Annotated in this window: 20 protein-coding genes; 6 read left to right on the forward strand and 14 right to left on the reverse strand. The window is 72.8% G+C overall.

Annotated features, from left to right (window positions below):
* Window positions 1-20: 20 nt before the first annotated feature.
* Both IGS69_RS06265 and IGS69_RS06270 read right to left on the reverse strand, forming a co-directional pair.
* Window positions 21-272 (reverse strand): YiaA/YiaB family inner membrane protein, encoded by a 252-nt coding sequence (locus IGS69_RS06265; RefSeq protein ID WP_190897590.1) that lies wholly within the window; start codon window positions 270-272, stop codon window positions 21-23.
* A 60-nt stretch (window positions 273-332) separates the two neighbouring features.
* Entirely contained in the window at window positions 333-1,484 is a 1,152-nt protein-coding gene (locus tag IGS69_RS06270; RefSeq protein WP_190897591.1) for an acyl-CoA dehydrogenase family protein, read from the reverse strand.
* Between the two features lie 67 nt (window positions 1,485-1,551).
* On the opposite strand from IGS69_RS06270, the gene IGS69_RS06275 reads away from it, so the two are divergent.
* Genes IGS69_RS06275 through IGS69_RS06285 form a run of 3 tightly spaced genes read left to right on the forward strand, consistent with a single transcriptional unit; the run spans window position 1,552 to window position 4,007 of the window.
* Window positions 1,552-2,202: a TetR/AcrR family transcriptional regulator gene (locus IGS69_RS06275; protein ID WP_190897593.1), complete on the forward strand. Its 651-nt coding sequence runs from the start codon at window positions 1,552-1,554 to the stop codon at window positions 2,200-2,202.
* A gap of 59 nt (window positions 2,203-2,261) precedes the next feature.
* Window positions 2,262-2,972, forward strand: a complete 711-nt coding sequence (locus tag IGS69_RS06280; RefSeq protein ID WP_190897594.1) for an ArsR/SmtB family transcription factor — start codon at window positions 2,262-2,264, stop codon at window positions 2,970-2,972.
* A 54-nt stretch (window positions 2,973-3,026) separates the two neighbouring features.
* Window positions 3,027-4,007 carry a DMT family transporter gene (locus IGS69_RS06285; RefSeq protein WP_385863722.1) on the forward strand — a complete coding sequence of 327 codons (981 nt, stop codon included), beginning with the start codon at window positions 3,027-3,029 and terminating at the stop codon, window positions 4,005-4,007.
* On the opposite strand, the gene IGS69_RS06290 is transcribed toward IGS69_RS06285, so the two are convergent.
* The 11 genes from IGS69_RS06290 to IGS69_RS06340 all read right to left on the reverse strand — a co-directional run bounded on the left by IGS69_RS06290 (window position 3,996) and on the right by IGS69_RS06340 (window position 18,701).
* The gene (locus IGS69_RS06290) at window positions 3,996-5,411 is read right to left on the reverse strand and encodes an MFS transporter (RefSeq protein WP_190897595.1); all 1,416 of its coding nucleotides are present in this window, start codon (window positions 5,409-5,411) and stop codon (window positions 3,996-3,998) included. The two genes, IGS69_RS06285 and IGS69_RS06290, sit on opposite strands and share 12 nt — an antisense overlap.
* Before the next feature lie 194 nt (window positions 5,412-5,605).
* On the reverse strand, window positions 5,606-6,688 hold the full coding sequence (locus IGS69_RS06295; protein ID WP_190897596.1) for a Zn-dependent alcohol dehydrogenase: 1,083 nt from the start codon (window positions 6,686-6,688) through the stop codon (window positions 5,606-5,608).
* Between the two features lie 19 nt (window positions 6,689-6,707).
* Window positions 6,708-8,096 carry an aldehyde dehydrogenase family protein gene (locus IGS69_RS06300; protein ID WP_190897597.1) on the reverse strand — a complete coding sequence of 463 codons (1,389 nt, stop codon included), beginning with the start codon at window positions 8,094-8,096 and terminating at the stop codon, window positions 6,708-6,710.
* Window positions 8,097-8,218: 122 nt separating this feature from the next.
* Window positions 8,219-9,553, reverse strand: a complete 1,335-nt coding sequence (locus tag IGS69_RS06305) for an ABC transporter ATP-binding protein (protein ID WP_190897598.1) — start codon at window positions 9,551-9,553, stop codon at window positions 8,219-8,221.
* Between the two features lie 165 nt (window positions 9,554-9,718).
* Complete coding sequence (locus tag IGS69_RS35175; protein WP_385863725.1) at window positions 9,719-10,702, reverse strand: class F sortase; 984 nt, start codon at window positions 10,700-10,702, stop codon at window positions 9,719-9,721.
* An 847-nt stretch (window positions 10,703-11,549) separates the two neighbouring features.
* Window positions 11,550-12,137, reverse strand: coding sequence for a hypothetical protein (locus tag IGS69_RS06315; RefSeq protein ID WP_385863728.1), 588 nt, complete (start codon window positions 12,135-12,137; stop codon window positions 11,550-11,552).
* A gap of 100 nt (window positions 12,138-12,237) precedes the next feature.
* On the reverse strand, window positions 12,238-13,542 hold the full coding sequence (locus IGS69_RS06320) for an MFS transporter (protein ID WP_190897600.1): 1,305 nt from the start codon (window positions 13,540-13,542) through the stop codon (window positions 12,238-12,240).
* Window positions 13,543-13,564: 22 nt separating this feature from the next.
* Window positions 13,565-15,001, reverse strand: a complete 1,437-nt coding sequence (locus tag IGS69_RS06325) for a CitMHS family transporter (protein ID WP_190897601.1) — start codon at window positions 14,999-15,001, stop codon at window positions 13,565-13,567.
* Between the two features lie 135 nt (window positions 15,002-15,136).
* On the reverse strand, window positions 15,137-17,404 hold the full coding sequence (locus IGS69_RS06330; protein ID WP_190897602.1) for a molybdopterin oxidoreductase family protein: 2,268 nt from the start codon (window positions 17,402-17,404) through the stop codon (window positions 15,137-15,139).
* A gap of 83 nt (window positions 17,405-17,487) precedes the next feature.
* A complete protein-coding gene (locus IGS69_RS06335; RefSeq protein ID WP_190897603.1) occupies window positions 17,488-18,108 on the reverse strand; it encodes a TetR/AcrR family transcriptional regulator in 621 nt (206 codons plus the stop codon).
* The gene (locus IGS69_RS06340) at window positions 18,105-18,701 is read right to left on the reverse strand and encodes a hypothetical protein (protein WP_190897604.1); all 597 of its coding nucleotides are present in this window, start codon (window positions 18,699-18,701) and stop codon (window positions 18,105-18,107) included. Before IGS69_RS06340 ends, IGS69_RS06335 begins: the two co-directional genes overlap by 4 nt.
* Before the next feature lie 154 nt (window positions 18,702-18,855).
* Between IGS69_RS06340 and hmgA the strand changes: the two genes are divergently transcribed.
* The 3 genes from hmgA (at window position 18,856) to IGS69_RS06355 (ending at window position 22,214) form a co-directional block, all read left to right on the forward strand.
* Window positions 18,856-20,211, forward strand: a complete 1,356-nt coding sequence (gene hmgA, locus IGS69_RS06345) for a homogentisate 1,2-dioxygenase (RefSeq protein ID WP_190897605.1) — start codon at window positions 18,856-18,858, stop codon at window positions 20,209-20,211.
* 69 nt (window positions 20,212-20,280) lie between these two features.
* A complete protein-coding gene (locus IGS69_RS06350; RefSeq protein WP_190897606.1) occupies window positions 20,281-21,030 on the forward strand; it encodes a GntR family transcriptional regulator in 750 nt (249 codons plus the stop codon).
* A gap of 26 nt (window positions 21,031-21,056) precedes the next feature.
* Entirely contained in the window at window positions 21,057-22,214 is a 1,158-nt protein-coding gene (locus IGS69_RS06355) for a type ISP restriction/modification enzyme (protein WP_190897608.1), read from the forward strand.
* On the opposite strand, the gene IGS69_RS06360 is transcribed toward IGS69_RS06355, so the two are convergent.
* Window positions 22,211-22,957 carry a TetR/AcrR family transcriptional regulator gene (locus IGS69_RS06360; protein WP_190897609.1) on the reverse strand — a complete coding sequence of 249 codons (747 nt, stop codon included), beginning with the start codon at window positions 22,955-22,957 and terminating at the stop codon, window positions 22,211-22,213. The two genes, IGS69_RS06355 and IGS69_RS06360, sit on opposite strands and share 4 nt — an antisense overlap.
* Window positions 22,958-23,017: the final 60 nt, after the last annotated feature.

Here is a 23,017-nt window from a genome sequence, read left to right on the forward strand (position 1 = left end):
CGAGCGCTTAGAGCGACCGCTCAGCGCTTCTCGTAGGGGGCGTACGAGGGGGCCGCGCCCGGCCCCTCCTGCCGGTCCCGGATCACCTTGGACAGGGTGAAGGCCGAGGTGACCAGGTACAGGACGGCGATGGCGAGGAAGGCCCGCACCCAGGCGTCGGCGCTCAGCTGGTAGATGCCGATGGCGGTGGCCGCCATGGCGACGGCGAAGGAGGCGACGGCCTGGCCGTAGAAGGCGGCCGTGTTCTGCTGCTTGCCCGGTGTGTCACTCATGGGGGACAGCATCGGCGGACGTGGCCCGCGCCACATCCGCCGAAGTACTCAGGCGCGTACTCAGAACGCCGAGACCCCCGTCAGCGCCCGCCCGATGACCAGCTTCTGGATCTGGCTCGTGCCCTCGTAGAGGGTCATCACCCGGGCGTCCCGCAGCAGCTTGCCCGCCGGATACTCGTCGATGTAGCCGTAGCCGCCGAAAACCTGGAGCGCGTTGTTCGCGGCGCGGACGGCGGCCTCCGAGGCGAACAGCTTGGCCTTGGACGACTCCACGGCGAACGACTGCCCCCGGTCGATCAGGTCGGCCACCCGCCAGGTCAGCAGCCGGGCCGCGTCGACGTCCAGCGCGATGTCGCTGATCAGCTCCTGGACAAGCTGGTGGTGGGCGATGGTCCTGCCGAACTGCTCGCGCTCCCCCGCGTACCGCACGGCCGCGTCCAGGGCCGCCTTGGCTATGCCCACGCAGCCCGCCGCGACCGACATCCGGCCCTTGGCGAGGGCCGACATGGCGATCGAGAAGCCCTTGCCCTCCTGCCCCAGCAGGGCGGAGGCCGGCACGCGCACGTCCTCGAGGACCAGTTCGGCGGTGGCCTGACCGCGCAGCCCGAGCTTGCCGTGGATGGTGCGGCGGGTCAGGCCGGGCGTGTCAGTGGGGACGAGGAAGGCGGAGACGCCCTTGTGGCCGGGGGCGTCCGTGGAGCGGGCGAAGAGCAGGACGACGTCGGCCCAGGTGCCGTTGGTGATGAACATCTTGGTGCCGTTGAGGACGAAGTCGTCGCCGTCGCGTACCGCCCGGGTCGCGAGGCTGCCCGCGTCCGAGCCCGTGCCCGGCTCGGTCAGGCCGAAGCAGCCGATCGACGCGCCCGAGGTCAGCCCCGGCAGCCAGCGGCGCTTCTGCTCCTCGCTGCCGTGGGCGGCGACGGTCTTGGCGACCAGCCCGAGGGACACCGAGACGATCCCGCGCACCGACGAGTCACCCCGGCCCAGCTCCTCGGTGACCAGGCAGTACGCGAGGTGGTCACCGCCGGAGCCGCCGTACTCCTCGTCGATCGTCAGGCCCAGGAAGCCGACCTCGCCGAGCTTCTTCACGATCGCCCGGTCGACCTCCTCGGCGCGGTCCCAGGCGACGACATGCGGGGTGATCTCACGCTCCACGAAGTCCCGCGCGAGCTGCCGGACCGCGCTCTGCTCCTCGCTGAGCTCCAGATTCACCACAGGTCACCCCATTGAAAGCCGTACATTTAAATTAGCACTGCTAGTTTCTGTGTGCAGCCCTACTATGTGCGCCATGGCCCGACCGCGCAAGCCCTTGCTCAGCACCGACCGGATCGTCGAGACGGCCCGGGCGCTCGTGGACGCGGAGGGTCTGGCCGCTGTCTCCACGCGGCGGCTCGCCGCCGAGCTGGGGGTCAGCGGGCCCTCGCTGTACAACCACTTCCGCACCAAGGACGAGATCCTGGAGGCGGTCGCCGACTCGGTGAGCGGCCAGGTGGACCTGTCGATGTTCCAGGACGGCCGGGACTGGCGGACCGCGCTGCACGACTGGGCCGTCTCCTACCGGGCCGCCCTGCGCGACCACCCGAACATCGTCCCGGTGCTGGCCCGCGGCCCCGGCCGCCGCCCGGCTGGACTGCGCCTCGCGGACGCCGTCTACGGCGCGATGGTCGCCGCGGGCTGGCCGCCGGCACAGGCCACGTCGATCGGCGCGCTGATGCGGTACTTCGTGATGGGTTCCGCGCTCGGCTCCTTCGCCGGGGGATTCGTGGACGACGCGAGCGCCTACGACCCCGCCGACTACCCCCATCTCCAGCAGGCCCATCTCCTCGCCGAGAAGCAGGAGAAGATCGACGAGCGCGCCTTCGAGACCGGTCTGACGGCCCTGCTGGACGGGCTGGCGCAACAGTACGAGCGGGTGCGGCGCACGGCGTAGGGCAACGCGCCACGGACGCTTCGGCGGTGGCCGAACCGTCCGTGTTCCATGCTGGAGGCATGACGACGAGGGACCCGCAGGCCACGGCACTGGCGCGGCTGGCCGCGCTGTTCGCCGACGAGACCCGGGCCGCGTGTCTGCTGGCGCTGCTGGACGGACGGGCCTGGACCGCGAGCGAGCTGGCACGGCACGCGGGCGTGGCCGCGTCGACGCTGAGCGAGCATCTGGGCCGGCTCGTGGCGGGCGGGCTGCTCGCCGAGGAGCGCCAGGGCCGTCACCGGTACGTCCGGCTGGCCGACGCCCGCGTCGCCCAGCTGGTGGAGGACCTGGCCGCCCAGGTCTCGCCGGGCACGGCGGTACGGCCGCGGAACCTGCGGGAGTCGAGCGCCGGCTCGGCCATGGCCCGGGGCCGTACCTGCTACGACCATCTCGCCGGGCGGCTCGGCATCGCGGTCACCGACGCGCTGACGGCACGCGGGCTGCTGGAGCAGGAGACGGGCTTCGCGCTCACCGACGCCGGGCTGGCGTGGTTCGCGTCGGCCGGGATCGGCCTGGAGCGGCGGGGCCGGCGCCCTCTGGCCCGGGCCTGTCTCGACTGGACCGAACGCCGCCCTCACCTGGCGGGCGTCGCGGGGGCGGCCCTGTGCCGGCACGCCCTGGACACGGGCTGGTGCGTGCGCATCGGCTCGGAGCGGGCGGTGAAGGTGACGCCGGCCGGTGAGAGCGCCCTGTGGGAGCTGCTGGGCGTGGAGGCGGGGGCGTTGCGATAGCCCCGTCCGAAATCCGCGAGCTTGCGACCCCCTCCCCCTCCTAGCCTCTGGAGCATGATGTCGAACGCCTCCCCGTCCCGTCCCGCACGCCGGGCGGAACTGCTGGCCGCCGGTGCGGCCGCCGTCACCGTGGTGCTGTGGGCCTCCGCCTTCGTCTCGATCCGCAGCGCGGGCGACGCCTACTCGCCGGGCGCGCTGGCGCTCGGGCGGCTGCTGGCCGGTGCGCTGACGCTGGGGGTGATCTGCCTGCTGCGGCGGGAGGGACTGCCGCCCCGCCCGGCCTGGCGCGGCATCGCGATATCGGGGCTGCTGTGGTTCGGCTTCTACATGGTCGCCCTCAACTGGGGCGAGCAGCAGGTCGACGCGGGTACGGCCGCCCTGGTCGTGAACACCGGGCCGATCCTCATCGCCCTGCTCGGAGCCCGGCTGCTCGGCGACCCGATGCCGCCGCGGCTGCTGGCGGGGATGGCCGTGTCGTTCGCCGGTGCCGTGACGGTGGGTCTGTCGATGTCGGGCGAGGGCGGTTCCTCGGTGCTCGGGGTGGTGCTGTGTCTGCTGGCGGCGATCGCGTACGCCGGTGGTGTCGTGGCGCAGAAGCCGGCGCTGGGCACGGCGAGCCCGCTGCAGGTGACGACGTTCGGGTGCCTGGTCGGCGCGGTGCTGTGCCTGCCGTTCGCGGGGCAGCTCGTCCAGGAGGCCGCGTCGGCGCCCGCCTCGGCGACGCTCAACATGGTCTACCTGGGCGTCTTCCCGACCGCGCTCGCCTTCACCACGTGGGCGTACGCGCTGTCCCGGACGACCGCGAGCAGGATGGGCGCGACGACGTACGCGGCGCCCGCGCTGGTCGTGCTGATGTCGTGGCTGTTCCTCGGCGAGGTGCCGGGGGCGCTCACGCTGGTGGGCGGAGTGCTGTGCCTGGCCGGTGTCGCGGTGTCCCGGTCGAGGTCGCGGGCGGCGGCACGGGCCGCGGCTCCGGGAGCGGTTCCGGAGCCACGGCCCGAGGAGGCCAAGGAGGCCGGGGACTCAGCCCGTTGACTCGGCCTTCGTCTCCGGCTCCGACTTCGTCTCCGGCTCCGACGTCGTCTCCGTCTCGGAGCTCGTCCGCGGCTCCGCCGGCGCCTCCGCCGCGCGTGCCCGGTCCGCGAGGATCTTGATCGACACCAGGGCGATCACCGAGAGCACGACGATGTACCCGGACACCGCCATCGACGTACCCGTCGCCTCCAGCAGCAGCACCATCATGAAGGGCGCGAGCCCGCCGCCCGCGACGGCCGCGATCTGGTAACCGAGGGAGGCGCCGGTGTAGCGCATCTCGGGCGTGAACAGCTCGGCGAACAGGGCCGCCTGGGGGCCGTACATGATGCTCAGGAAGCAGCTGGCGACGAATGTGCCGACCGCGAGCCACAGCAGCGAGCCGGTGTCGATCAGCAGGAAGAGCGGTACGGCCCACAGCGCGATGCCGGCCGCGCCGATGGCGTAGATCCGGATGCGGCCGAACTTGTCGGAGAGCGCGGCGGCAGCCGGGATCAGCACCAGCTGGGTGAGGCTGATGCACAGCGAGACCATGAGGACGGCGCTCTTCTTCATGCCGAGTTCGCGGGTCGTGTAGTCGAGCACGCCGGTGATGATGATGTAGAAGGTCGCCGTGTTCACGGCGAAGGAGCCGCCGGCGAGGAGCACCGTGCCGAGGTGGCCGCGCAGGATCGTGCGCAGCGGAGAGGACTGCTCGCCCTTCTCCTTCTCGGCCAGCTTCTTCTCCGCCTCCCGGAATTCGGGGGTCTCCTCGACGCGGGTGTGGATGTACCAGGCGAGCAGCAGGACGAACAGGCCGACGAGGAACGGCACGCGCCAGGCCCAGGCCGCGAACTGGGAATCGGTGGTGAACGCCCCGGCCAGCAGGAAGACCGTGTTGGCGGTCACCACGCCGATGGGGACGCCGAGCTGGACGAAGCTGCCGTAGACACCGCGCTTGCCCTCGGGGGCGTACTCGGTGGCCATCAGCATCGCGCCGCCCCATTGGGCGCCTACGGCGATGCCCTGCAGCACGCGGAAGAGGACCAGCAGGATCGGGGCGGCGACGCCGATCGTCTCGTACGTCGGGAGCAGGCCGATGCCGGTGGTGGCGAGGCCCATGAGGGTGAGCGCGAGGACGAGCATCGGCTTGCGGCCGCGCTTGTCGCCGAGGTGGCCGGCGACGATGCCGCCGATGGGGCGGGCGAGGAAGCCGACGGCGAAGGTCGCGAACGAGGCGAGGACGCCTGCCGTGGCGCTGCCGGCGGGGAAGTAGAGGTCGCCGAGCACGAGGGCGGCGGCTATGCCGAAGACGAAGTAGTCGTACCACTCGACGGCCGAGGCGAGCGCTGCCGCGGTGGCCACCCGGCGGCGGTTCCCGGCGGCGGGCGTGGTCGTGACGGGTTGAGCGGAAGGTGCCGTGTCCATGCGGTGCACGCTCCGGGGATGCGGGGACGGAACGGGGGGTGGCTCGAGTTCCGGGGAACGTACTGACCGGACGGTATGCGCGTCAACGGGTCGCGCACCAGGAGTTTTTTGCCTGTACTTGGCATCGACCGCGAGGCCCGGACATGCCGGAGGCCCCGGCCTCGCGAGGAGGCCGGGGTGCGCCGGAGCCGGGGCTAGAAGACGACCAGGGCCCGGCCGCCCTTGCCCGCCAGCATGTTCTCGAAGGCCGCCGGAATGCCGTCCAGGGAGATGCGCTCGGTCACCAGCGCGCTCAGGTCGAGGCGGCCCGCCCGGATGTGTTCGGCCAGGACCGGGAGGTCGACCGCCGGGTCGGAGTTGCCGTAGACGCAGCCGGAGAGGGTGCGGCCCCAGTGGAAGATCTCCAGGGCGTTGAAGGTGACCTGCTGGTCCTTGCCGCCGATGCCGACGACCGTGGTGCGGCCGCCGCGGCGGGTCGAGTCCCAGGCCGTGCGGATGCTGACCGCGCGTCCCGCGCACTCGACGGCGACGTCGACGCCCTGCTTGCCGGTGAGGCCGCGGATCTCGCGGGCGGTGGTGTCGGAGGCGACGACGTAGTCGGTGGCGCCGGCCGCCCGGGCCAGCTCCTCCTTCTCGGCGGACACGTCCACCGCGACGATCTTCGAGGCGCCCGCGATCCGGGCGGCCTGGAGGGCGGCCAGGCCCACTCCCCCGACCCCGAACACCGCGACCGTCTCACCGGCCCGGACCCGGGCCGAGTGGTGGACGGCGCCGTAGCCGGTGAGGACGGCGCAGCCGAGGAGGGCCGCGTCGGTGAGCGGGACGCCGTCCGGGACCGGCAGGACGCAGGACGCGGAGACGACCGTCTCCTCGGCGAACGCGGCGACGTTCAGGCCGGGGTGGAGGTCGGTGCCCTCGGTGGTGCGGGCGTAGACGTCGGCGGCGCCGCTGAGGGCGTTGGCGCACAGCCACACCTCGCCGAGCGAGCAGGCGTGGCAGGCGCCGCAGGACGGGGCCCAGTTGAGGACGACCCCGTCGCCGGGTGCGACGTGGCCGACGCCCTCGCCGACGGCGACGACCGTGCCGGCTCCCTCGTGGCCGAGGACGGCGGGGACGGGCACGCGCATGGTGCCGTCGGACAGGGACAGGTCGGAGTGGCAGACCCCGGCCGCGGCGAGCCGGACGCGGACCTGGCCGGGTCCGGGGTCGGGCAGGTCGATGCCGGTGATCTCCAGCGGGGAGCCGATGGCGGGCAGGACGGCGGCGCGGACAGCCATGACGGAAGGGACTCCCTGACTAGAACTGGAGGGACTTGGTCTGGAGGTACTCGGCCAGGCCGTGCACGCCGAGTTCGCGGCCCACGCCCGACTGCTTGTAGCCGCCGAAGGGCGCGAGCGGGTTGAAGCGGCCGCCGTTGATGTCGACCTGGCCGGTCTCCATCCGGCGGGCGAAGGCCACCGCCTCGGCCTCGTCACCGGCCCAGACGGCGCCGGCCAGGCCGTACACCGTGCCGTTGGCGATGCGCAGGGCGTCCTCCTCGTCCTCGTACTTCAGGATCGACAGGACCGGGCCGAAGATCTCCTCCTGCGCGATGGTCATGTCCGGGGTGACGTCGGCGAAGACGGTCGGGCTGACGAAGTACCCCGTCTCGCGCGGGGATTCGGGGCCGCCGGCGACCAGGCGGGCGCCCTCCGCGACGCCCTTCTCGATGTAGCCGCGCACCCGGTCCCGCTGCTTGGCGTTGACGACCGGGCCGATCCTCTCGCCGTACTTGGCGGCGGCGGCAGCGGCGAGCTCCACGGCCTCGGCGTACATCTCGCGGTGGACCAGCATCCGGGTCCAGGCGCTGCACGTCTGCCCGGAGTTGGACATGACGTTGGCGACGCCGACGTTGACCGCCTTGGCCAGGTCGGCGCTCGGGAGGATGACGTTGGCGGACTTGCCGCCCAGTTCGAGGGCGACCTTCTTGATCTGCCCGGCGGCGATCGCGGCGATCCGCCGGCCGACGGCGGTGGAGCCGGTGAAGGAGACCAGGTCGACGCCGGGGTGCTCGGCGAGGGCCTGTCCCGCGACCGGGCCGAGGCCGGTGACCAGGTTGAAGACGCCCGCCGGGAGCCCGGCCTCGTGCACGGCGTCGGCGAACAGCCGGGCGACCAGGGGGGTGTCCTCCGCGGGCTTCACCACGACCGTGCAGCCGGCCGCGAGGGCGGGGGCGACCTTGGCGACGATCTGGTGCAGCGGGTAGTTCCAGGGCGTGATCGCGGCCACGACACCGACCGGCTCGTGGTGCACGACCGAGTTGCCGGTCTTCTCCTCGAAGGCGTACGTGGCCGCCAGCTCGGCGTACGAGCCCGCGACCGCGATCGGCACGCCCGCGTGGACGGCCTGCGAGAACTTCAGGGGGGAGCCGAGCTCGGCCGTGACGGTCTCGGCGATCTCGTCCGCGCGGGTCACGAGCACGTCCCGCAGGGCGGTCAGGCGCGCCGCACGCTCGGCGGGCGGGGTCGCGGCCCAGTCCGGCAGGGCGGCACGGGCGGCGCGCACGGCGGCGTCGACGTCCTCGGCGGTGCCCGCCGGGACCGTGCCGATGATCTGCTCGTCGACCGGGTTCACGACCTCGATCACGTCCGGGCCGGCGGCGGGGCGCCAGGCGCCGTCGATGTACATGCCGTCGTATGCCTTCATCGCGCTTCCTCCGGGGGCGGGGCGTCGTCGTCCGGCACATAAACTAGCGACGATAGTTTTCTGGCGCCAGACACCACCGGTCATCAGAGCACGCGGACGGTCGCCCCCGGATGTGCCGCTCCTCACTCCCCCAGGTCGGGCAGGCGATCCGGGTGCGGACAGATCCGGTCGCCGTGCTGGTCGAAGACGAAGAGGTGGGCGAGGTCCACGAGGAGCGGCACCTGCATGCCGTGCCGGAGGGCCAGGTCCGGGGTGGTGCGGACGATGAGATCGCCGGGCAGGCGCACGTCGGCGGTCGCGGGGGCGGCGGCCTCGGGCTGGTCCAGGGCGATCACGGGTCCGGCCCGCCCGGCCGCGGACCGCTCCCGGAGCCTCGTGAGGACCGAGCCGTCGCGGCGGCGCCGCCGGACGGGGCGTCCGGGGCGGGGGCGCGGGGCCTCCAGTTCCGGGACGACGGCGGGGCGGGAGCCGGTGTTGAAGTGGACGAGGATCTCGTGCCCCTGGAACTCCACGTGCTCGACCACGCCGGTGATCGGCACCTCCCCGGGGCGGGCGGCACTGTGCTTGGCGATCCGGACGGCCTCGGAGCGCAGCCCGACGATGACCTCGCGGCCCTGCTGGACGCGCAGCAACTGGTGGTCCAGGGAGAGCGGTTCGGGCAGGCGCAGGAACTGCTTGCCCAGGCTGATGGTCATCGCGCCGTCCAGCGGGGCGCGCACCAGGCCGCGCAGCAGGTTGATGCGCGGGGTGCCGATGAACGCGGCGACGAACACGTTGGCGGGCAGCGCGTAGACCATGCGCGGGCTGTCGACCTGCTGGAGCACACCGCCGCGCAGCACGGCGACCCGGTCGCCGAGCGACATGGCCTCGGCCTGGTCGTGGGTGACGTAGATCGTGGTGACGCCCAGCTCCTGGGTGAGCCGGGAGATCTCGGCCCGCAGATGGGTGCGGAGCTTGGCGTCGAGGTTGGACAGCGGCTCGTCCATCAGGAACGCGGAGGGGTGGCGGGCGATGGCCCGGCCCATGGCGACCCGCTGGCGTTCGCCGCCGGAGAGCTGGCCGGGCAGCCGGTCGAGGACGTCCTCGATGCCGAGCATGCGGGCGGTGGCGTCGACCCGCGGCCGGGGGTCCGCGCCCGGATCCTCGATGCGCAGCGGGAACCCGATGTTCGCGCGGCTGGTCATGTTCGGGTACAGGGCGAAGTTCTGGAAGACCATCGCCATGTCCCGGCCGGACGGCGGCAGGTCGTTGGCGTACTCGCCGTCGAGCAGCAGCCGGCCCTCGTCGATCTCCTCGAGCCCGGCGATCATTCTGAGCACGGTGGACTTGCCGCAGCCGGACGGGCCGAGCAGCACGAGGAACTCGCCGGGGGTGATGTCCAGCGACAGCCGGTCCACCACGCGGGCGCCCCGCGTGTAGGACTTGCTCACGTCGTGCAGTGAGATGGCGCGTGTCATGAGGTGCCCCCCGAGGGGTCATCAGGGCGCTGGTGCTCCGCGGTCGGAAGCCCCGTGCGGGTCGTACGGGGCTGTGGGTCACGGAAGTTAACGGAATGTGTGCGGCCGGGGGAAGAGACCGGACAGGATCGGGGGCTTCGGTCCATCTGGTGAGAAGGCCGACGGTCAGCGGATGCCGGTGAGATGGGCGAAGACGACCACGTTCCCGGAGTAGCCCTTCCTACGGTCGTAGCTGCCGCCGCAGGTGATCAGGCGCAGCTCGGGACGGCCCCGGGCGCCGTACACCTCCTGGCTGGGGAAGTGCGCCTTCTCGTACGACTTGACCTTGTCGACCGTGTAGACGGCGATCCGTCCGTCGGCCCGGCGGGCCTTGACGATCCGGCCCCGCTTCAGCTCGGGCAGCCCGGCGAACACGGCCGGTCCGCTGTCCGTGTCGAGGTGCCCGACGGCCACGGCGGTGCCCTGCTCCCCGGGCGAGGCGCCGTGCCGGTACCAGCCGACGAGGTTGGGGTCGTCGTCCGGCGGTGCGGTGAGGCGGCGGTCGCGGTCGAGGCCGAGGCCCATGACCGGGGCGTCGAGGCGGAGGTAGGGGATGAGGAGCCGGGTGGCCCGGGAGCGGGGCAGGGTGCGGGGGCCGGCCGGGGGGCGGGGCTTGCGGACGGCGGGGGCGGCGGGCTTGGGAGCGGGGCGGGGGGCGGCGGCCGCGGGCCGGGGGCGGGGTGGGGGGGTGGCGGGGTCAGGGGTGCGGGGTGCTGGACTCCGGGGGGTGTGGGTGCCGCCGCCGCCCGGGCTCGGAGTCCCTTGGGTGCGGGGGGCGTTGCCGGCGGACCCGGGGGCGCGGGCCGGGGGTGCGGGGGGCCGGGGCGGGCCGGGGCGGGGGTCGGCGGAGGGGTGGGGGCCGGCGGGCCGGGAGGCGGTGCCGGTACCAGTGCGGGTGGGGCGCGGCGGGGCGGCTTCACCTGCGCGGGAGGGGCGCGGCGGGGCAGCCTCGTCTGCTCCGGAGGCCCCGGGCAGGGCGGCCGTCCCCGTGCCGGAGCCCGCCGGGTGGGCGGCCGTGGTGAAGTCCGGCGGGAGGGCCGTGACCGTACCGGGGGGTTCGTCGCCCCGGTCCCAGGAGACGCCGACCACGACCAGCAGCGAAACGGCCACCACGATCGTCCGCGTCAGCCGATAGGCACGCGTCCGGCGCCAGGGCCTACGAGGCCGCCGGGGCCACGGGGTGGAGGCGCCGGGGGCGCTGGGGGCGCCGGGGGGAGCCGCGTACCGCCCCGCCGGAATGGAACCGGAGGCGGAGGCGGAGCCGGAACCATGCCGGGCCCGAGGGTCCCGAACAGAGGCGGCGGCGGAACCGCGCTGACCCCGGGGGTCCCGAGCAGAGCCGGTCCCCCGGCGAAACCCCGGACCGTCGGCAGCACCAGGCCCGCGCCGATGCACCGGAGCGGCGGCGGATCCGGAACCCGAATCGGCGCTTCTGGCCGCGAGGCCGGCGGCAGTGCTCCGCCGGCCCGGCGTAGCCGGCGCAGCCCCGGCCCCTCCCCCGCGGCGCCCCGACGGCGCGGCGGCGGAACCGAAGCCGGAACCCGAAGCCGAACCCGAACCGACAGCGAAACCAGAACCGGAACCCGAACCCGAACCCGAACCCGAACCGACAGCGAAACCAGAACCGGAACCCGAACCCACACCGGACCCTGAACCGGACCTGAACCCGGACCTGAACCGGAACCCGAAGCGGGACCCGGAACCCGACCCGGACCCGGACCCGAACGGGGACCCGGACCCGGACCCGAAGCGGGCCCCGGACTCGGACCCGGACCCGCCGCCGCGCCGCCCCGCCGACGCGCCACCGCGCCGACCCGCCGACGCGCCACCGCGCCCACCCGCCGAGGCGGCGCCCTGTCCCGCGCCGCCTCCACGCCGTCTCTCCGGCCCGGCGTCGGGGCCGGGCGCGTCTCCGCCCCGCCCCGGCCGGGGGGCGGAGCGTTCCGCGGATCCTGCCTTACGCGGCGCCATCGGGGCGGCGACGGAGCCGGAACCAGACCGTCCCGGCGACGGCCGCCAGGCCGACCGCGGCCGCGCCGGTGACCGGCGTGAAGGCCTCACCGCGGGCGATGCCGCCACCGCCCGCGGGCGGGCCGCCGACCGGCGTCGTCGGCTTCGAGGTCGGGCAGTCGACCTTGAACACCTTGAACTTGCCCGCGCCGTGGGCCTTGTCGGTGAGCCACGTCAGCTTGTACTGCCCGTTGGGCAGGTCGATGGCCGTGGTCCGGCCCGTGCCGTTCGCGTCCGCGGTGAAGGTGCCGGTGCGCGTCGCCCCGCCCGGGACCTCGGGCTGGGTCTGGATGGTCCAGTTGACCTTCTCGTCCTCGTCGAAGTTGAACGCGGCGAGGTGGAAGTCGCAGACCTTCGGGTCGTTGCGCTGGTTGGTCGCGGCCGTCCCTGCGGCGTGGATCTTGACGTCTCCGTTGTCCCCCGGGATCGGAGCGGCGACGGCGGACACCCCGCTCAGGGTGGTCCCTGCGAGGGTGAGGGCGGCGAGGACGGCGGTGCGAGTGCCGGCACGACGCGCGAGGGGTACGACGGGCATGAACATGCCTCCAAGTCAGATGATTTACATACAAACACCTCGTCACCTGACTCTCTGTCACCTCACGGCCGAAAAGGACGCAGCATCGCCCTACGACACGTCAGATGTCGCCCTTCCGGCGCAGCGACACCCCACGCCTGAGGCCTCTTCGTGCCTCCGGAACCTCGCCGCCCGCCTCCTGTGCGGTGCCGGGCCCGTCCGGCTCATCAGGGTCGTCCGGCTCCTCCGTGTCCTCCGGCCTCCGTGGCGACCGCACCGCGACCCCGGACGACAGCAGCAACAGCACGCCCAGCATCACGAACGGCGCCGCCACACCCGCGACTCCGGCGATCAGCCCCGCCGCGGCGGGCGCGGCGACCTGGCCGAGCCGGTTGCCGGTCAGGCGCAGGGCCAGAGCCGTGGAGCGGGCGTCGTCGGGGGCGGCCTGGACGACCGTCGTCATGGACAGGGGCTGGCCGACCCCCAGGCAGAAGCCCAGCGCGACCAGCAGCAGGCCGAGCGCCCACACCGGCACCGGCAGGGCGATGCCCGCGCAGAGCAGGGCCGCCAGCAGACAGGTGAGCGTCAGCAGCGGGGTCCGGCCGAGCAGCCGCAGCAGGGGCGTGAGCACCATGCGGCAGGCGATGGTCGCCGCGGCGCGCAGACTGAGCAGGACGCCGATCACGGACGGCGCGATGCCCCGGTGTTCGCCGACCACCGGCAGGTAGGCGGTCAGGATGTCCGTCGCGGACAGCACGGCGAGGCTGATGAAGATGCCCGCCGGCACCCCGCGGGTGCGCAGGATGGCGCCGACCGGGATCCGGTCGCCCTTGTCCGGACGGGACGCGGACACCGTACGGCGGTGCTCGATGCGCCACAGCGAGGTGAACGCGACCGCCGCCGTCGCACCCGCCACGATCAGGGCGAGCGCGCTGCTGCCGGCCATGTCGTCGCCGCCGATCAGCGCGCCCGCGGCGACCGGGCCGACCAGCTGGCCGAGGGCGGCGCCGATGGTGAAGTGGCCGAAGTTGCGGTCCTGTTCGTGCGGCGCGGACTGGCGGGCGACCAGGGACTGGGAGCCGATGACGAAGCACAGGTGCCCGAGGCCCATCACCCCGCTCCACAGGGCCATCGTCCACAGGGAGCCGGCGACGCCGCTGAGGGCGCAGCCGCCGGATATGAGCACCACGCCGAGCGGCAGCAGGGGCGCGCAGCGGCCGTGGTCGGTGCGGCGGCCCAGGGGCACGGCGGCGAACAGGGGCAGCAGCGCGTAGACACCGGCGATCACACCGATGGCGCGTTCGTCCGCGCCCAGCGCGAGGGCCCGGTAGGAGACGGCGGGCCGGGCCATCGACACCGCACCCTGCGCGAAGCCGAAGGCGATGACGAGACGAAGCAGCCAACCGCGGTTCCCACCGGGCCTCACGATGACGTCCTCCATGGGGTGGCTAGATGATCCCGAACAGCATGCCCGCGCCGAGGATGACCAGGCAGGTGAGGGCGGCCCACTTCACGACGAACCTGGTGTGGTCGCCGAACTCCACCTTCGCCATGCCGACCAGGACGTAGACCGCCGGGACGAGCGGGCTGGACATGTGCAGCGGCTGGCCGACCAGCGAGGCGCGGGCCATCTCCAGCGGGGTGACCCCGTGCGCGGCACCGGCCTCGGCGAGGACGGGCAGGACACCGAAGTAGAAGCCGTCGTTCGACATGAAGTAGGTGAGCGGCAGGCTCAGGAGGCCGGTGACGAGGGCCATGTGCGGGCCCATGCTGCCGGGGATGACGTCCACCATCCACTTGGCCATGTGGTCGACCATGCCGGTGCCCTGGAGGACGCCGGTGAAGACGGCGGCGGCGAAGACCATGCCGGAGACGTTCAGGACGTTGTCGGCGTGGGCGGCCAGGCGGGCCCGCTGGGCGGGGATGTGCGGGAAGTTCACGGAGAGGGCGAGCGCGGCGCCGATCAGGAACAGCACCGGGATCGGCAGCCACTCCATGATCATGGCGGTGAGCAGGGAGACCGTGAGGAGCGCGTTGAACCAGTAGAGCCTGGGCCGCAGGGTTTCCCGGTTCGGGTCGAGGCCCTGGAAGCCGTCCCCGGAGGCCGCGGAGTCCTTTGCGCTCTCGGGAGCGTCCGTGCCGAAGCCCGCGCCGGCCGTACCGGCCGCGGCGCCCGTGCGCATCGAGACCGTGCCATCGCCGGAGCCGCCGGAACCGACGAGGACCGTCTCGGTCTCCTTCTCCGCCTCCAGCACGTCGTCCAGCGTCAGCACGCCCAGCCGCCGGCGCTCGCGCACTCCGAGCACGTAGGAGAGGACGAAGACGAAGAGCAGGCCCACCAGGAGCGCCGGGATCATCGGGACGAAGATGTCGCTGGCGTCGAGCTTCAGCGCGGTCGCGGCGCGAGCGGTCGGGCCGCCCCACGGGAGGGTGTTCATCACGCCGTTGGCCATGGCGGCCACACCGGTCATCACGACCAGGCTCATCTTCAGGCGCTTGTACAGCGGGTACATCGCCGAGACGGTGATCATGAAGGTGGTCGAGCCGTCGCCGTCCAGCGACACGATCGCGGCGAGCACCGCGGTGCCGACGACGATCCGCATCGGGTCGGCTTTGCAGAACTTGAGGATGCCGCGGACGATCGGGTCGAAGAGACCGACATCGATCATCACGCCGAAGTAGACGATCGCGAACATGAGCATCGCCGCGGTGGGGGCGAGGTCGGTCACGCCGTCGAGGACGTAGTCGCCGAGGTTGGCGCCCTTGCCGACGAACACGCAGAACAGCGCGGGAATCAGCACGAGCGCCGCGATCGGCGACATCTTCTTCATCATGATCAGGACCAGGAAGGTCGCGATCATGGCGAAGCCGAGGATGGTCAGCATGAGTGGATACCTAACGTTCGCCCTTGAACATCCCACCAGGGCCGGCGGTGTCCGAGACGTTAGGTGCCGTCAAGCAGCGTTAACAAGACGTTGACGTGCGAGCAATAAGCGCAAAACTGCTGGTCACAGCATTGCTCAGGTCAGAGTGGTGAGCTTTTCGGTCACTGCGGGGGATTCCGGCGCGGCCTCGGGGGCGACCTCGACGGGTACGCCGTTGAGGACCGCGTTGCCCGACAGCGGGTCGAGCTGCCGGCCGTCGAGGAGCTGGTTGACGTTGACGCCGGGGTCGGTGGAGGCGTGGCTGAGGCGGGTGCCGGGCCGGTGGTGGCCCCAGCCGTGCGGCAGGCTCACCACACCGCGGCGGACCGCGTCGGTGACCTCGGCGGGTGCGGTCACCTCTCCCCCGGCGCCCTTCACGCGCACGGCGGCCCCGTCCCCGATGCCCAGCCGCTCGGCGTCGTCCGGGTGGATGTGCAGGGTGCAGCGGTTCGAGCCGCCGGTGAGGGCGGGCACGTTGTGCATCCAGCTGTTGTTGGAGCGCAGATGGCGGCGGCCGACGAGGACGAGTCCCTCGGGGCGTTCGGCGAGGGCCGCGCGCAGGCGGGGCAGGTCGGCCACGATCGGGCCGGGCAGCAGCTCCACCCGGCCACTGCGGGTCTTCAGGGGCTGCGGCAGGCGGGGCTGAAGCGGGCCGAGGTCGATGCCGTGCGGGTGCGCGAGCAGCTTCTCCAGGCTGAGCCCGTCCGGTCGTACGCCGAAGCCGTCGCCGTAGGGGCCGAGGCGCAGCATCATGTCGAGCCGTCGTTCGGGGCCGGTGTCGCCGGTGAGCCGGCCGGCGAGTTCGCGCGGGTCGCCGCCGTGGACCGGCGAGTGCGGCTCCTTCACCGCCTTGCCGAGAGTCTGGTCGATGACCATCCGGTCGACGGCCGCCGGGTCGGCTCCGTGCATGCCGGTGACGGCGAGGATCAGCCGGGCCAGGATCTCCGTCTCCGCCATGCGACCGGGCTCCAGCGGGATCGCGGGGCGGGTGTAGCGGACCTGGTTGCGTACCGCGAGGGTGTTGAAGGCGAAGTCGTGGTGCGGGCTCTGGGAGGGCGGGGGCGGGGGCAGGACCACGTCGGCGTGGCGCGAGGTCTCGTTGAGGTACGGGTCGACGCTGACCATGAAGCCGAGCGAGTCAAGGGCCTTGTCGAGGCGGTCGCCGTCGGGTGCGGACAGCACGGGGTTGGCGGCGACGGCGATGAGCGCGCGGACCGGCTCGCCCTCCTCGGTGGCGGTGTCGATCTCCTCCGCGAGGGCGGACAGGGGCAGTTCGCCCTTCGCCTCGGGGTGCCGGCTCACCCGGGAGTGCCAGCGCCCGAGGGCGAAGCCGTGGCCGGGTCCGGCGGGGCGCGGGGTCTTGTCGGTCGCGGCCTGCGGGAAGAGCGCGCCGCCGGGCCGGTCGAGGTTGCCGGTGAGGATGTTCAGGACGTCGACGAGCCAGCTGGCCAGGGTGCCGTGCGGGACGGTGCAACTGCCGATCCGGCCGTAGACGGCGGCGGTGGGGGCGGCGGCCAGCTCGCGGGCAAGGGTGCGGATGACGCCGGCCTCGACGTCACAGGCCTCCGCGACCGCCTCGGGCGTGAACTGCCGTAGTTCTTCGGCCAGTTCCTCGACGCCCTGGACGTGCGGGGTCGGCTCGACGAGGTCCTCGTCGTAGAGCACCCACGCCATCGCGGCGAGCAGCAGCGCGTCGGTGCCGGGCCGGACGGCGATGTGCCGGTCGGCGAGCTTCGCGGTGCGGGTGCGCCGGGGGTCGATCACGACGAGGGTGCCGCCGCGGGCCTTGAGGGCCTTCAGCTTGCCGGGGAAGTCGGGGGCGGTGCACAGACTGCCGTTGGACTCCAGCGGGTTGGCGCCGATCAGGAGCAGATGGTCGGTGCGCTCGAGGTCGGGCACGGGGATGGCGTTGGCGTCGCCGAAGAGGAGTCCGCTGGAGACGTGCTTGGGCATCTGGTCGACCGTGGAGGCGGTGAAGATGCTGCGGGTGCCGAGCCCGGCGAGCAGGAGGGGCGGGTAGAGGGCACCGGCCATGGTGTGCACGTTGGGGTTGCCGAGGACGACGCCGACGGAGTTCGGGCCGTGCCGCTCCACGACGGGCCGGATGCCTGCGGCGACCGCGTCGAAGGCCTCCTCCCAGGTGGCCTCGCGCAGCTCGCCGTCCCGTCGTACGAGCGGGGTGCGCAGCCGGTCGGGGTCGGAGTCGACGGCCCCGAAGGAGGCACCCTTGGGGCAGATGAACCCCTGGCTGAAGACATCGTCGCGGTCACCGCGGGCGTGGGTGACGCGCGTTCCCTCGATGGTGAGGGTCAGGCCGCAGGTGGCCTCGCACAAGGGGCAGATACGCAGGGCGGTGCGGGACACGGGTCCTCCCGGGGCGGCGGGTACGGCGACGCGCCGAGCATACCGACCGGTATGAACGGTGGGGAGGCCCTGGCGGAAACCGGTCAGTCGAGCACCCGGGCCAGATAGGCCCGCAGCATCTCCCGGGCCTCGTCGATGATCCGCTGGTCCCCCTCCGGCGCGACCCGGAACGCCAGGTGAACGAGGGTGTCGGCGGTCTCGACGGCGATGAGGAAGACACGGCGCAGATCCTCGTCGGGCTCGCGGTCGAGGTAGCCGGAGAGGAGGTCGGTGAGGCGGTCGGCGACGCGGTGGTTGGGTTCGGACTGCCGGGCGCCGACCGGGATCTGGTTGCCGAAGTCGACGAGGGAGAAGCCGGGCGCGGTGCGCTTCATCTCCAGGTACTCGTCGAGCACCACGTCCATGGCCGTGCGCCAGCCCCCGTCCTCGCCGGTCTGCCGCAGGCGCTCGGTGACGCGCACGGTGTACCGCTCCAGGTTGCGCTGCGCCAGCGCGTCGGCCATCTGGCGCTTGTTGCCGAAGAAGCGGTAGACCGAGCCGATCGGGACCGAGGCCCGCTGGGCGACGGCACGGGTGCTCAGGGCGTCGTAGCCGACCTCGTCGAGGAGATCGGCGCAGGCGTCGAGGATCCGGGTCAGGCGTTCGGCACTGCGCCGCTGCACGGGCGCACGACGGAGTGGTGTCGCGGGGGGCACGGGCTTCATGATGCTCCTCCGGAGCGGCCGGGTGAACCTCGCCCCCCGGTGTCGGTGCCCTGCGTCCGGGCCTTGCGCCGGGACGCCGCGTCCGGCGAGATGCCGGGGCCGGGCTCCGAGGACGTGATGTCGGCCGTGCTCTCCACGGGCTTGCCGTCCACCGCCCACACGGTGCCGTCGTCGGCGTAGAGGCGGGCCGTGACGTGGTGGGTGCCGCGCGGCACCAGGCGGGTGTCCAGGCGGTAGTCGGCGGCGCGCAGCCGGGCGACGGGGCGGCCGTCGACGAAGAGGTGCGCGAGACCCCGTCCGGCCACCGCACGGGCCGCCGCGCCGGTCGGGGAGAAGCGGAAGTTCCGTACGCTCAGGCGGACGTCCCAGCCGCCGGCGGCGTCGGGCTGCACCTCGATACCGACGTCGGGGGCGCCCTCCTGCCCGACCTCGCGATAGGGCCGCCCGTCCTGGTCCCGGTCCTCCAGGATCTTGCCCACCGGTGTCGCCGACCCGGCACCCTCGCGGGCCTCGCCGGAGCCGCAGCCCGCGGATCCGGCCATCAGGAGGACACAGACCGCGAGCGCGGCAAGGGGTCTCCGTGTCCACGTCATGTCCGGGAGCGTAGAACACACGTCCGGCCCGGCGGATCGTTCTCAAGTCGGGTTCAGGTCATCCGTCGAGAGGATGCCGCGCGCCCCTCTTGCGTCGGGGAAATCGCAATCCTACGGTACTGCATAGGAATCGAGCGGCAAGGGAGCAGCGATCATGGGCGATGGGGGTACCTCCCGCGCGAGCGGGTTCGAGCGCGAAGGAGCGCGGAAGACCGCCGAAGGACTGACCTACCTCTCCGGCTTCGGCAACGAGCACAGCTCGGAGGCCGTCCCGGGCGCACTGCCCGAGGGCCGCAACTCGCCCCAGCGGGCCCCGCTCGGGCTGTACGCGGAGCAGCTGAGCGGTTCGGCGTTCACCGAGCCCCGGGCGCACAACCGCCGCTCGTGGCTGTACCGGATCCGCCCGTCCGCCGCGCACCCGGCGTTCACCCGGACCCACAGCGGCTCGATCCGCACCGCCCCCTTCACCCAGACCGTGCCCGACCCCAACCGCCTGCGCTGGGACCCGCTGCCCGACCCGGCGCCCGAGACCGACTTCCTGGCGGGCCTGTGGACCCTGGGCGGCAACGGTGACGCCACCCAGCGGACCGGCATCGCCGTGCACCTCTACGCGGCCAACGCCTCGATGGACCGGGTGTTCAGCGACGCCGACGGCGAGTTGCTGATCGTCCCGGAGCGTGGCGGGCTGCTGCTGCACACCGAGTTCGGTCTGCTGCATGTGGAGCCGGGACATGTGGCGCTGATCCCGCGTGGTGTCCGCTTCCGTGTGGAGCTGCTCGACGATTCTGCCCGCGGCTATGTGTGCGAGAACTACGGCGCGCCCTTCCGCCTCCCCGACCTGGGCCCGATCGGCGCCAACGGGCTCGCCAACCCCCGGGACTTCCGCGCACCGGTGGCGGCGTACGAGGACGTCGAGGGCCCGGTGGAGGTGGTGAACAAGTTCTGCGGCAACCTGTGGACCGCCACCTACGACCACTCCCCGCTCGACGTCGTCGCCTGGCACGGCAACCATGTGCCCTACATCTACGACCTGCGCCGTTTCAATGTGCTCGGCACCATCACCTACGACCACCCCGACCCGTCGATCTTCACGGTGCTGACGTCCCCGTCGGACACCCCGGGGCTGGCCGGTGTCGACTTCGTGGTGTTCGCGCCGCGCTGGCTGGTGGGCGAGGACACGTTCCGGCCGCCGTACTTCCACCGGAACGTGATGACCGAGTACATGGGCCTGATCGAGGGCGCGTACGACGCGAAGACGGCCGGAAAGGGGGGCTTCGTGCCGGGCGGCGGTTCGCTGCACAACATGATGTCGGCGCACGGCCCGGACCGGGAGACGTTCGACCGGGCGAGCGCCGCGGAGCTGAAGCCGCAGAAGATCGACGACGGTCTGGCGTTCATGTTCGAGACGCGCTGGCCGCTCACCCTCACGCCGCACGCGGCAGCCGCGGAGCACCTCCAGCAGCGCTACGACGACGTCTGGCAGGGCCTGGAGCGGCACTTCCGCCCCTAGGGCCTGTCGTTTGGATCAGGCCCTAGGGGACCCCTTGCACTGATCATTTCCTACCGGTACGGATGGCCCGTGACCTCCTTCGCCCCGGACTCCATCGTCCTGAACCGCAAGCTGCCGCTGTGGTACCAGGTGTCGCAGTCGCTGCGCGCCTCGATCCTCGGCCGCTCGCCCCAGGACCCGCTGCGGCTGCCCACCGAGGAGCAGCTGGCCGGGCACTACGGCGTGAGCGTGCTGACGATGCGGCAGGCGCTGAAGGAGCTGGAGGACGAGGGGCTGATCTCGCGCCACCGCCGGCGGGGCACCTTCATCGAGCCGCACGCGCGCCGGGGTTCCCCGGTGCGTCTGCTCGGCTCGGTGGACGCGATCGTGGCCCAGCAGTCGGGCATGACGACCGAACTGCTGGACCACGGCAGCACACCCGTGCCGGGCGAACTCGCCGAGTTCTTCCCGGACGTCGGGGAGGTGTCGACGTACCACCGGCTGCGCAGCGACGAGAAGACCGGTGAGCCGACGAACCACGCCCGCAACTATGTGCGCCCCGAACTGGCCGCGCGGATCGATCTGGACGACCTCGTCCGGTGGCCCATGACCAAGGTGCTGCGGGACGTGGCGGGTGCGGACATCAGCCGCATCACGGACACGGTGGAGGCGCGGCTGGCCGACCCGGAGACCTCGAAGCTGCTCCAAGTCCCCCTGCTGAGCCCGATCCTGCACTACACCGGGGTGACGTACGACGCCGCCGGGCGGCCTCTGGACGTGGCCGTCATCCACTACCGGGGGGACCGGTTCTCCTTCACGGTGACCCTGGACGCCACCTGACCCGCGTGTCGTCGTCAGGTCGTACGATGCCCAGCGTGACGCACGACGACGCTCCGCTGCTGGCGGACCTCATGCCGTGGTCCGTCGCACCGCCGCGGCTCGGCCGGGGCTGGCCGGCGGCCCCCGACGCGGGGTCCCTGAAGGCCCGCTGGGACGCCCTGGCCAAGGCCGAGGGCCCGGACCGCGAGTCACTGTTCCAGCCGACGCGGTCGCGCACGCTGCACACGGCGGTCGGCCGGCTGCCCGGCCGGAGCGGCAGCGGCGGCACGGAGAAGCTGGTGCGCGCCGCCGGACCCTGCCCGGAGCCGGTGCGCGTGCTGCTCGCGCCCTATGACGAGCAGTGGCTGATCCCCGACCAGCGGCTGATCGACGCGGCCCGCCCGGAGCTGTGGCGCGTGGCGGACGAGCGGCAGGTCTTCGTGGCGGAGGCGCCCGGGGCCGGCCCTCCCCTGCTCGTCTCCTCGCTGCTCCCGCTGCTCCGCCCCGGCCGGGTCCGCCCGCTGTTCCGCCGCCCGGGCGGGCGTGAGCCGAATCTGGCCCCGGGTCTGCTGGAGCACCTCGGCACCCGGCTGGGCGGCACCCCGGCACCACTGGACGTGCTCGCCTGGATCACGGCCACGGCCCGCCCGGACCTCACCGTCCCGCTCACCGGGGACGCCGACGCGTGGGAGCGGGGCCTGGAGCTGGGGCACCGGATGCTGTGGCTGATGCGCCGCGACGGCGAACGCCCGAAGCTGCCCGGCGGCCGCCGCCCCTACGTCCGCGCCCCGCTGCCCTCCCGGCCCGTGGCGCTGCGCTACGACCGGGACGAGGAGGCGCTGTTCCTGGACGAGGGCCGCATCTCCCCGGTGCCGCCGCAGGCCTGGGACTTCGAGGTGGGTGGAGTCCGTGTCCTGGAGCAGTGGTTCGCGACCCGCGTCGCCGTCCCCGAGCCGGGCACGCTGGCGGCGATCCGTCCCGCCACCTGGCCCCAGGCCTGGACGTCGGAGCTGCTGGAGCTGATCACCGTCCTCGCGCTCCTGGCCGAACTGCGCCCTCGGGAGGAGCCGGAGCTCCCCGACCCGGTCACGGCGACCGACCTGGGCAAGGCCGGCGTCCTCCCGGTGCCGAGCGCGGCCCGCCGCCCGGCCTCGGTGCTGGAGGGGCCCGAGGAGGGCCCCGAAGGGCAACTGGCCCTGCTCTAGCGCGACTCGGGGTCGAAGGCGCCGGTCTGGCACGACTCGGGGTCGAAGGCGTCCAGGACGCGTTCGAGCGCCCGCCGGAAGACCGCCTCCAGATCGACCGGTCCGCCCTGCTCCGTGAAGGCCGCGGCCATCCGCGGATAGGCGCCGGTGGCGATCTGGCTGCCCAGATAAGCCATGCGGACCGCGTTCTCCTCCTCCGCCGTCCACGGCATGGAGCGGGTGCGCTCGGCGGTCGCGATCTCGTTTCCGGTGTACGTCGTCACGACGCCGTTGAGCAGCGCGATCAGCTCCGTCTTCGCGCCGGCCGGCACGTCGAGCGGTTCGAGGCAGGCCAGGCAGTGCTCCAGGTAGCGCAGGGTGTTGGGGCTGAAGCCGAAGACCCCTGGCATCAGACGCGGCACCCAGGTGTGGCGGTACATGATCGCGCGCGTCTCCTCCGCGTTGCGGAGCATGTCGGCGCGCCAGTCGCCGGTGGGTTCGAACATCTCGTGCTCGGCGCCGATGGCGTCGATCATCAGCTCGTACAGATCCTCCTTGCGGGGGACGTAGTTGTACAGCGACATCGTGCCGCAGCCGAGCTCGGCGGCGACATGGCGCATCGTCACCCCGTCCAGCCCGTCCGCGTCGGCGATCCGCACCGCCGCCGCCGCGATGTCGGCGCGGGTGAACGCCGGTTTCGGCCCACGGCCGGTGCGCTCGGGGCGCGCCCAGATCACTTCGGGTACGGCCGCTCGGCCCGCCATCGCTCATCACCTCTGCCTCCATCCTAGTTACGTACAGCGTACGTAGTGCGCTATGGTCAC

Origin of the sequence: Streptomyces tuirus (assembly GCF_014701095.1) — a bacterium.
Lineage (GTDB): Bacteria > Actinomycetota > Actinomycetes > Streptomycetales > Streptomycetaceae > Streptomyces > Streptomyces tuirus.

Coding starts and splice junctions, on each gene's coding strand:
- IGS69_RS06265 (WP_190897590.1), bottom strand. CDS start 272: ATGAGTGACACACCGGGCAAGCAGCAGAACACGGCCGCCTTCTACGGC.
- IGS69_RS06275 (WP_190897593.1), top strand. CDS start 1,552: ATGTGCGCCATGGCCCGACCGCGCAAGCCCTTGCTCAGCACCGACCGG.
- IGS69_RS06280 (WP_190897594.1), top strand. CDS start 2,262: ATGACGACGAGGGACCCGCAGGCCACGGCACTGGCGCGGCTGGCCGCG.
- IGS69_RS06285 (WP_385863722.1), top strand. CDS start 3,027: ATGATGTCGAACGCCTCCCCGTCCCGTCCCGCACGCCGGGCGGAACTG.
- IGS69_RS06290 (WP_190897595.1), bottom strand. CDS start 5,411: ATGGACACGGCACCTTCCGCTCAACCCGTCACGACCACGCCCGCCGCC.
- IGS69_RS06295 (WP_190897596.1), bottom strand. CDS start 6,688: ATGGCTGTCCGCGCCGCCGTCCTGCCCGCCATCGGCTCCCCGCTGGAG.
- IGS69_RS06300 (WP_190897597.1), bottom strand. CDS start 8,096: ATGAAGGCATACGACGGCATGTACATCGACGGCGCCTGGCGCCCCGCC.
- IGS69_RS06305 (WP_190897598.1), bottom strand. CDS start 9,553: ATGACACGCGCCATCTCACTGCACGACGTGAGCAAGTCCTACACGCGG.
- IGS69_RS06315 (WP_385863728.1), bottom strand. CDS start 12,137: ATGCCCGTCGTACCCCTCGCGCGTCGTGCCGGCACTCGCACCGCCGTC.
- IGS69_RS06325 (WP_190897601.1), bottom strand. CDS start 15,001: ATGCTGACCATCCTCGGCTTCGCCATGATCGCGACCTTCCTGGTCCTG.
- IGS69_RS06335 (WP_190897603.1), bottom strand. CDS start 18,108: ATGAAGCCCGTGCCCCCCGCGACACCACTCCGTCGTGCGCCCGTGCAG.
- IGS69_RS06340 (WP_190897604.1), bottom strand. CDS start 18,701: ATGACGTGGACACGGAGACCCCTTGCCGCGCTCGCGGTCTGTGTCCTC.
- hmgA (WP_190897605.1), top strand. CDS start 18,856: ATGGGCGATGGGGGTACCTCCCGCGCGAGCGGGTTCGAGCGCGAAGGA.
- IGS69_RS06355 (WP_190897608.1), top strand. CDS start 21,057: ATGCCCAGCGTGACGCACGACGACGCTCCGCTGCTGGCGGACCTCATG.
- IGS69_RS06360 (WP_190897609.1), bottom strand. CDS start 22,957: ATGGCGGGCCGAGCGGCCGTACCCGAAGTGATCTGGGCGCGCCCCGAG.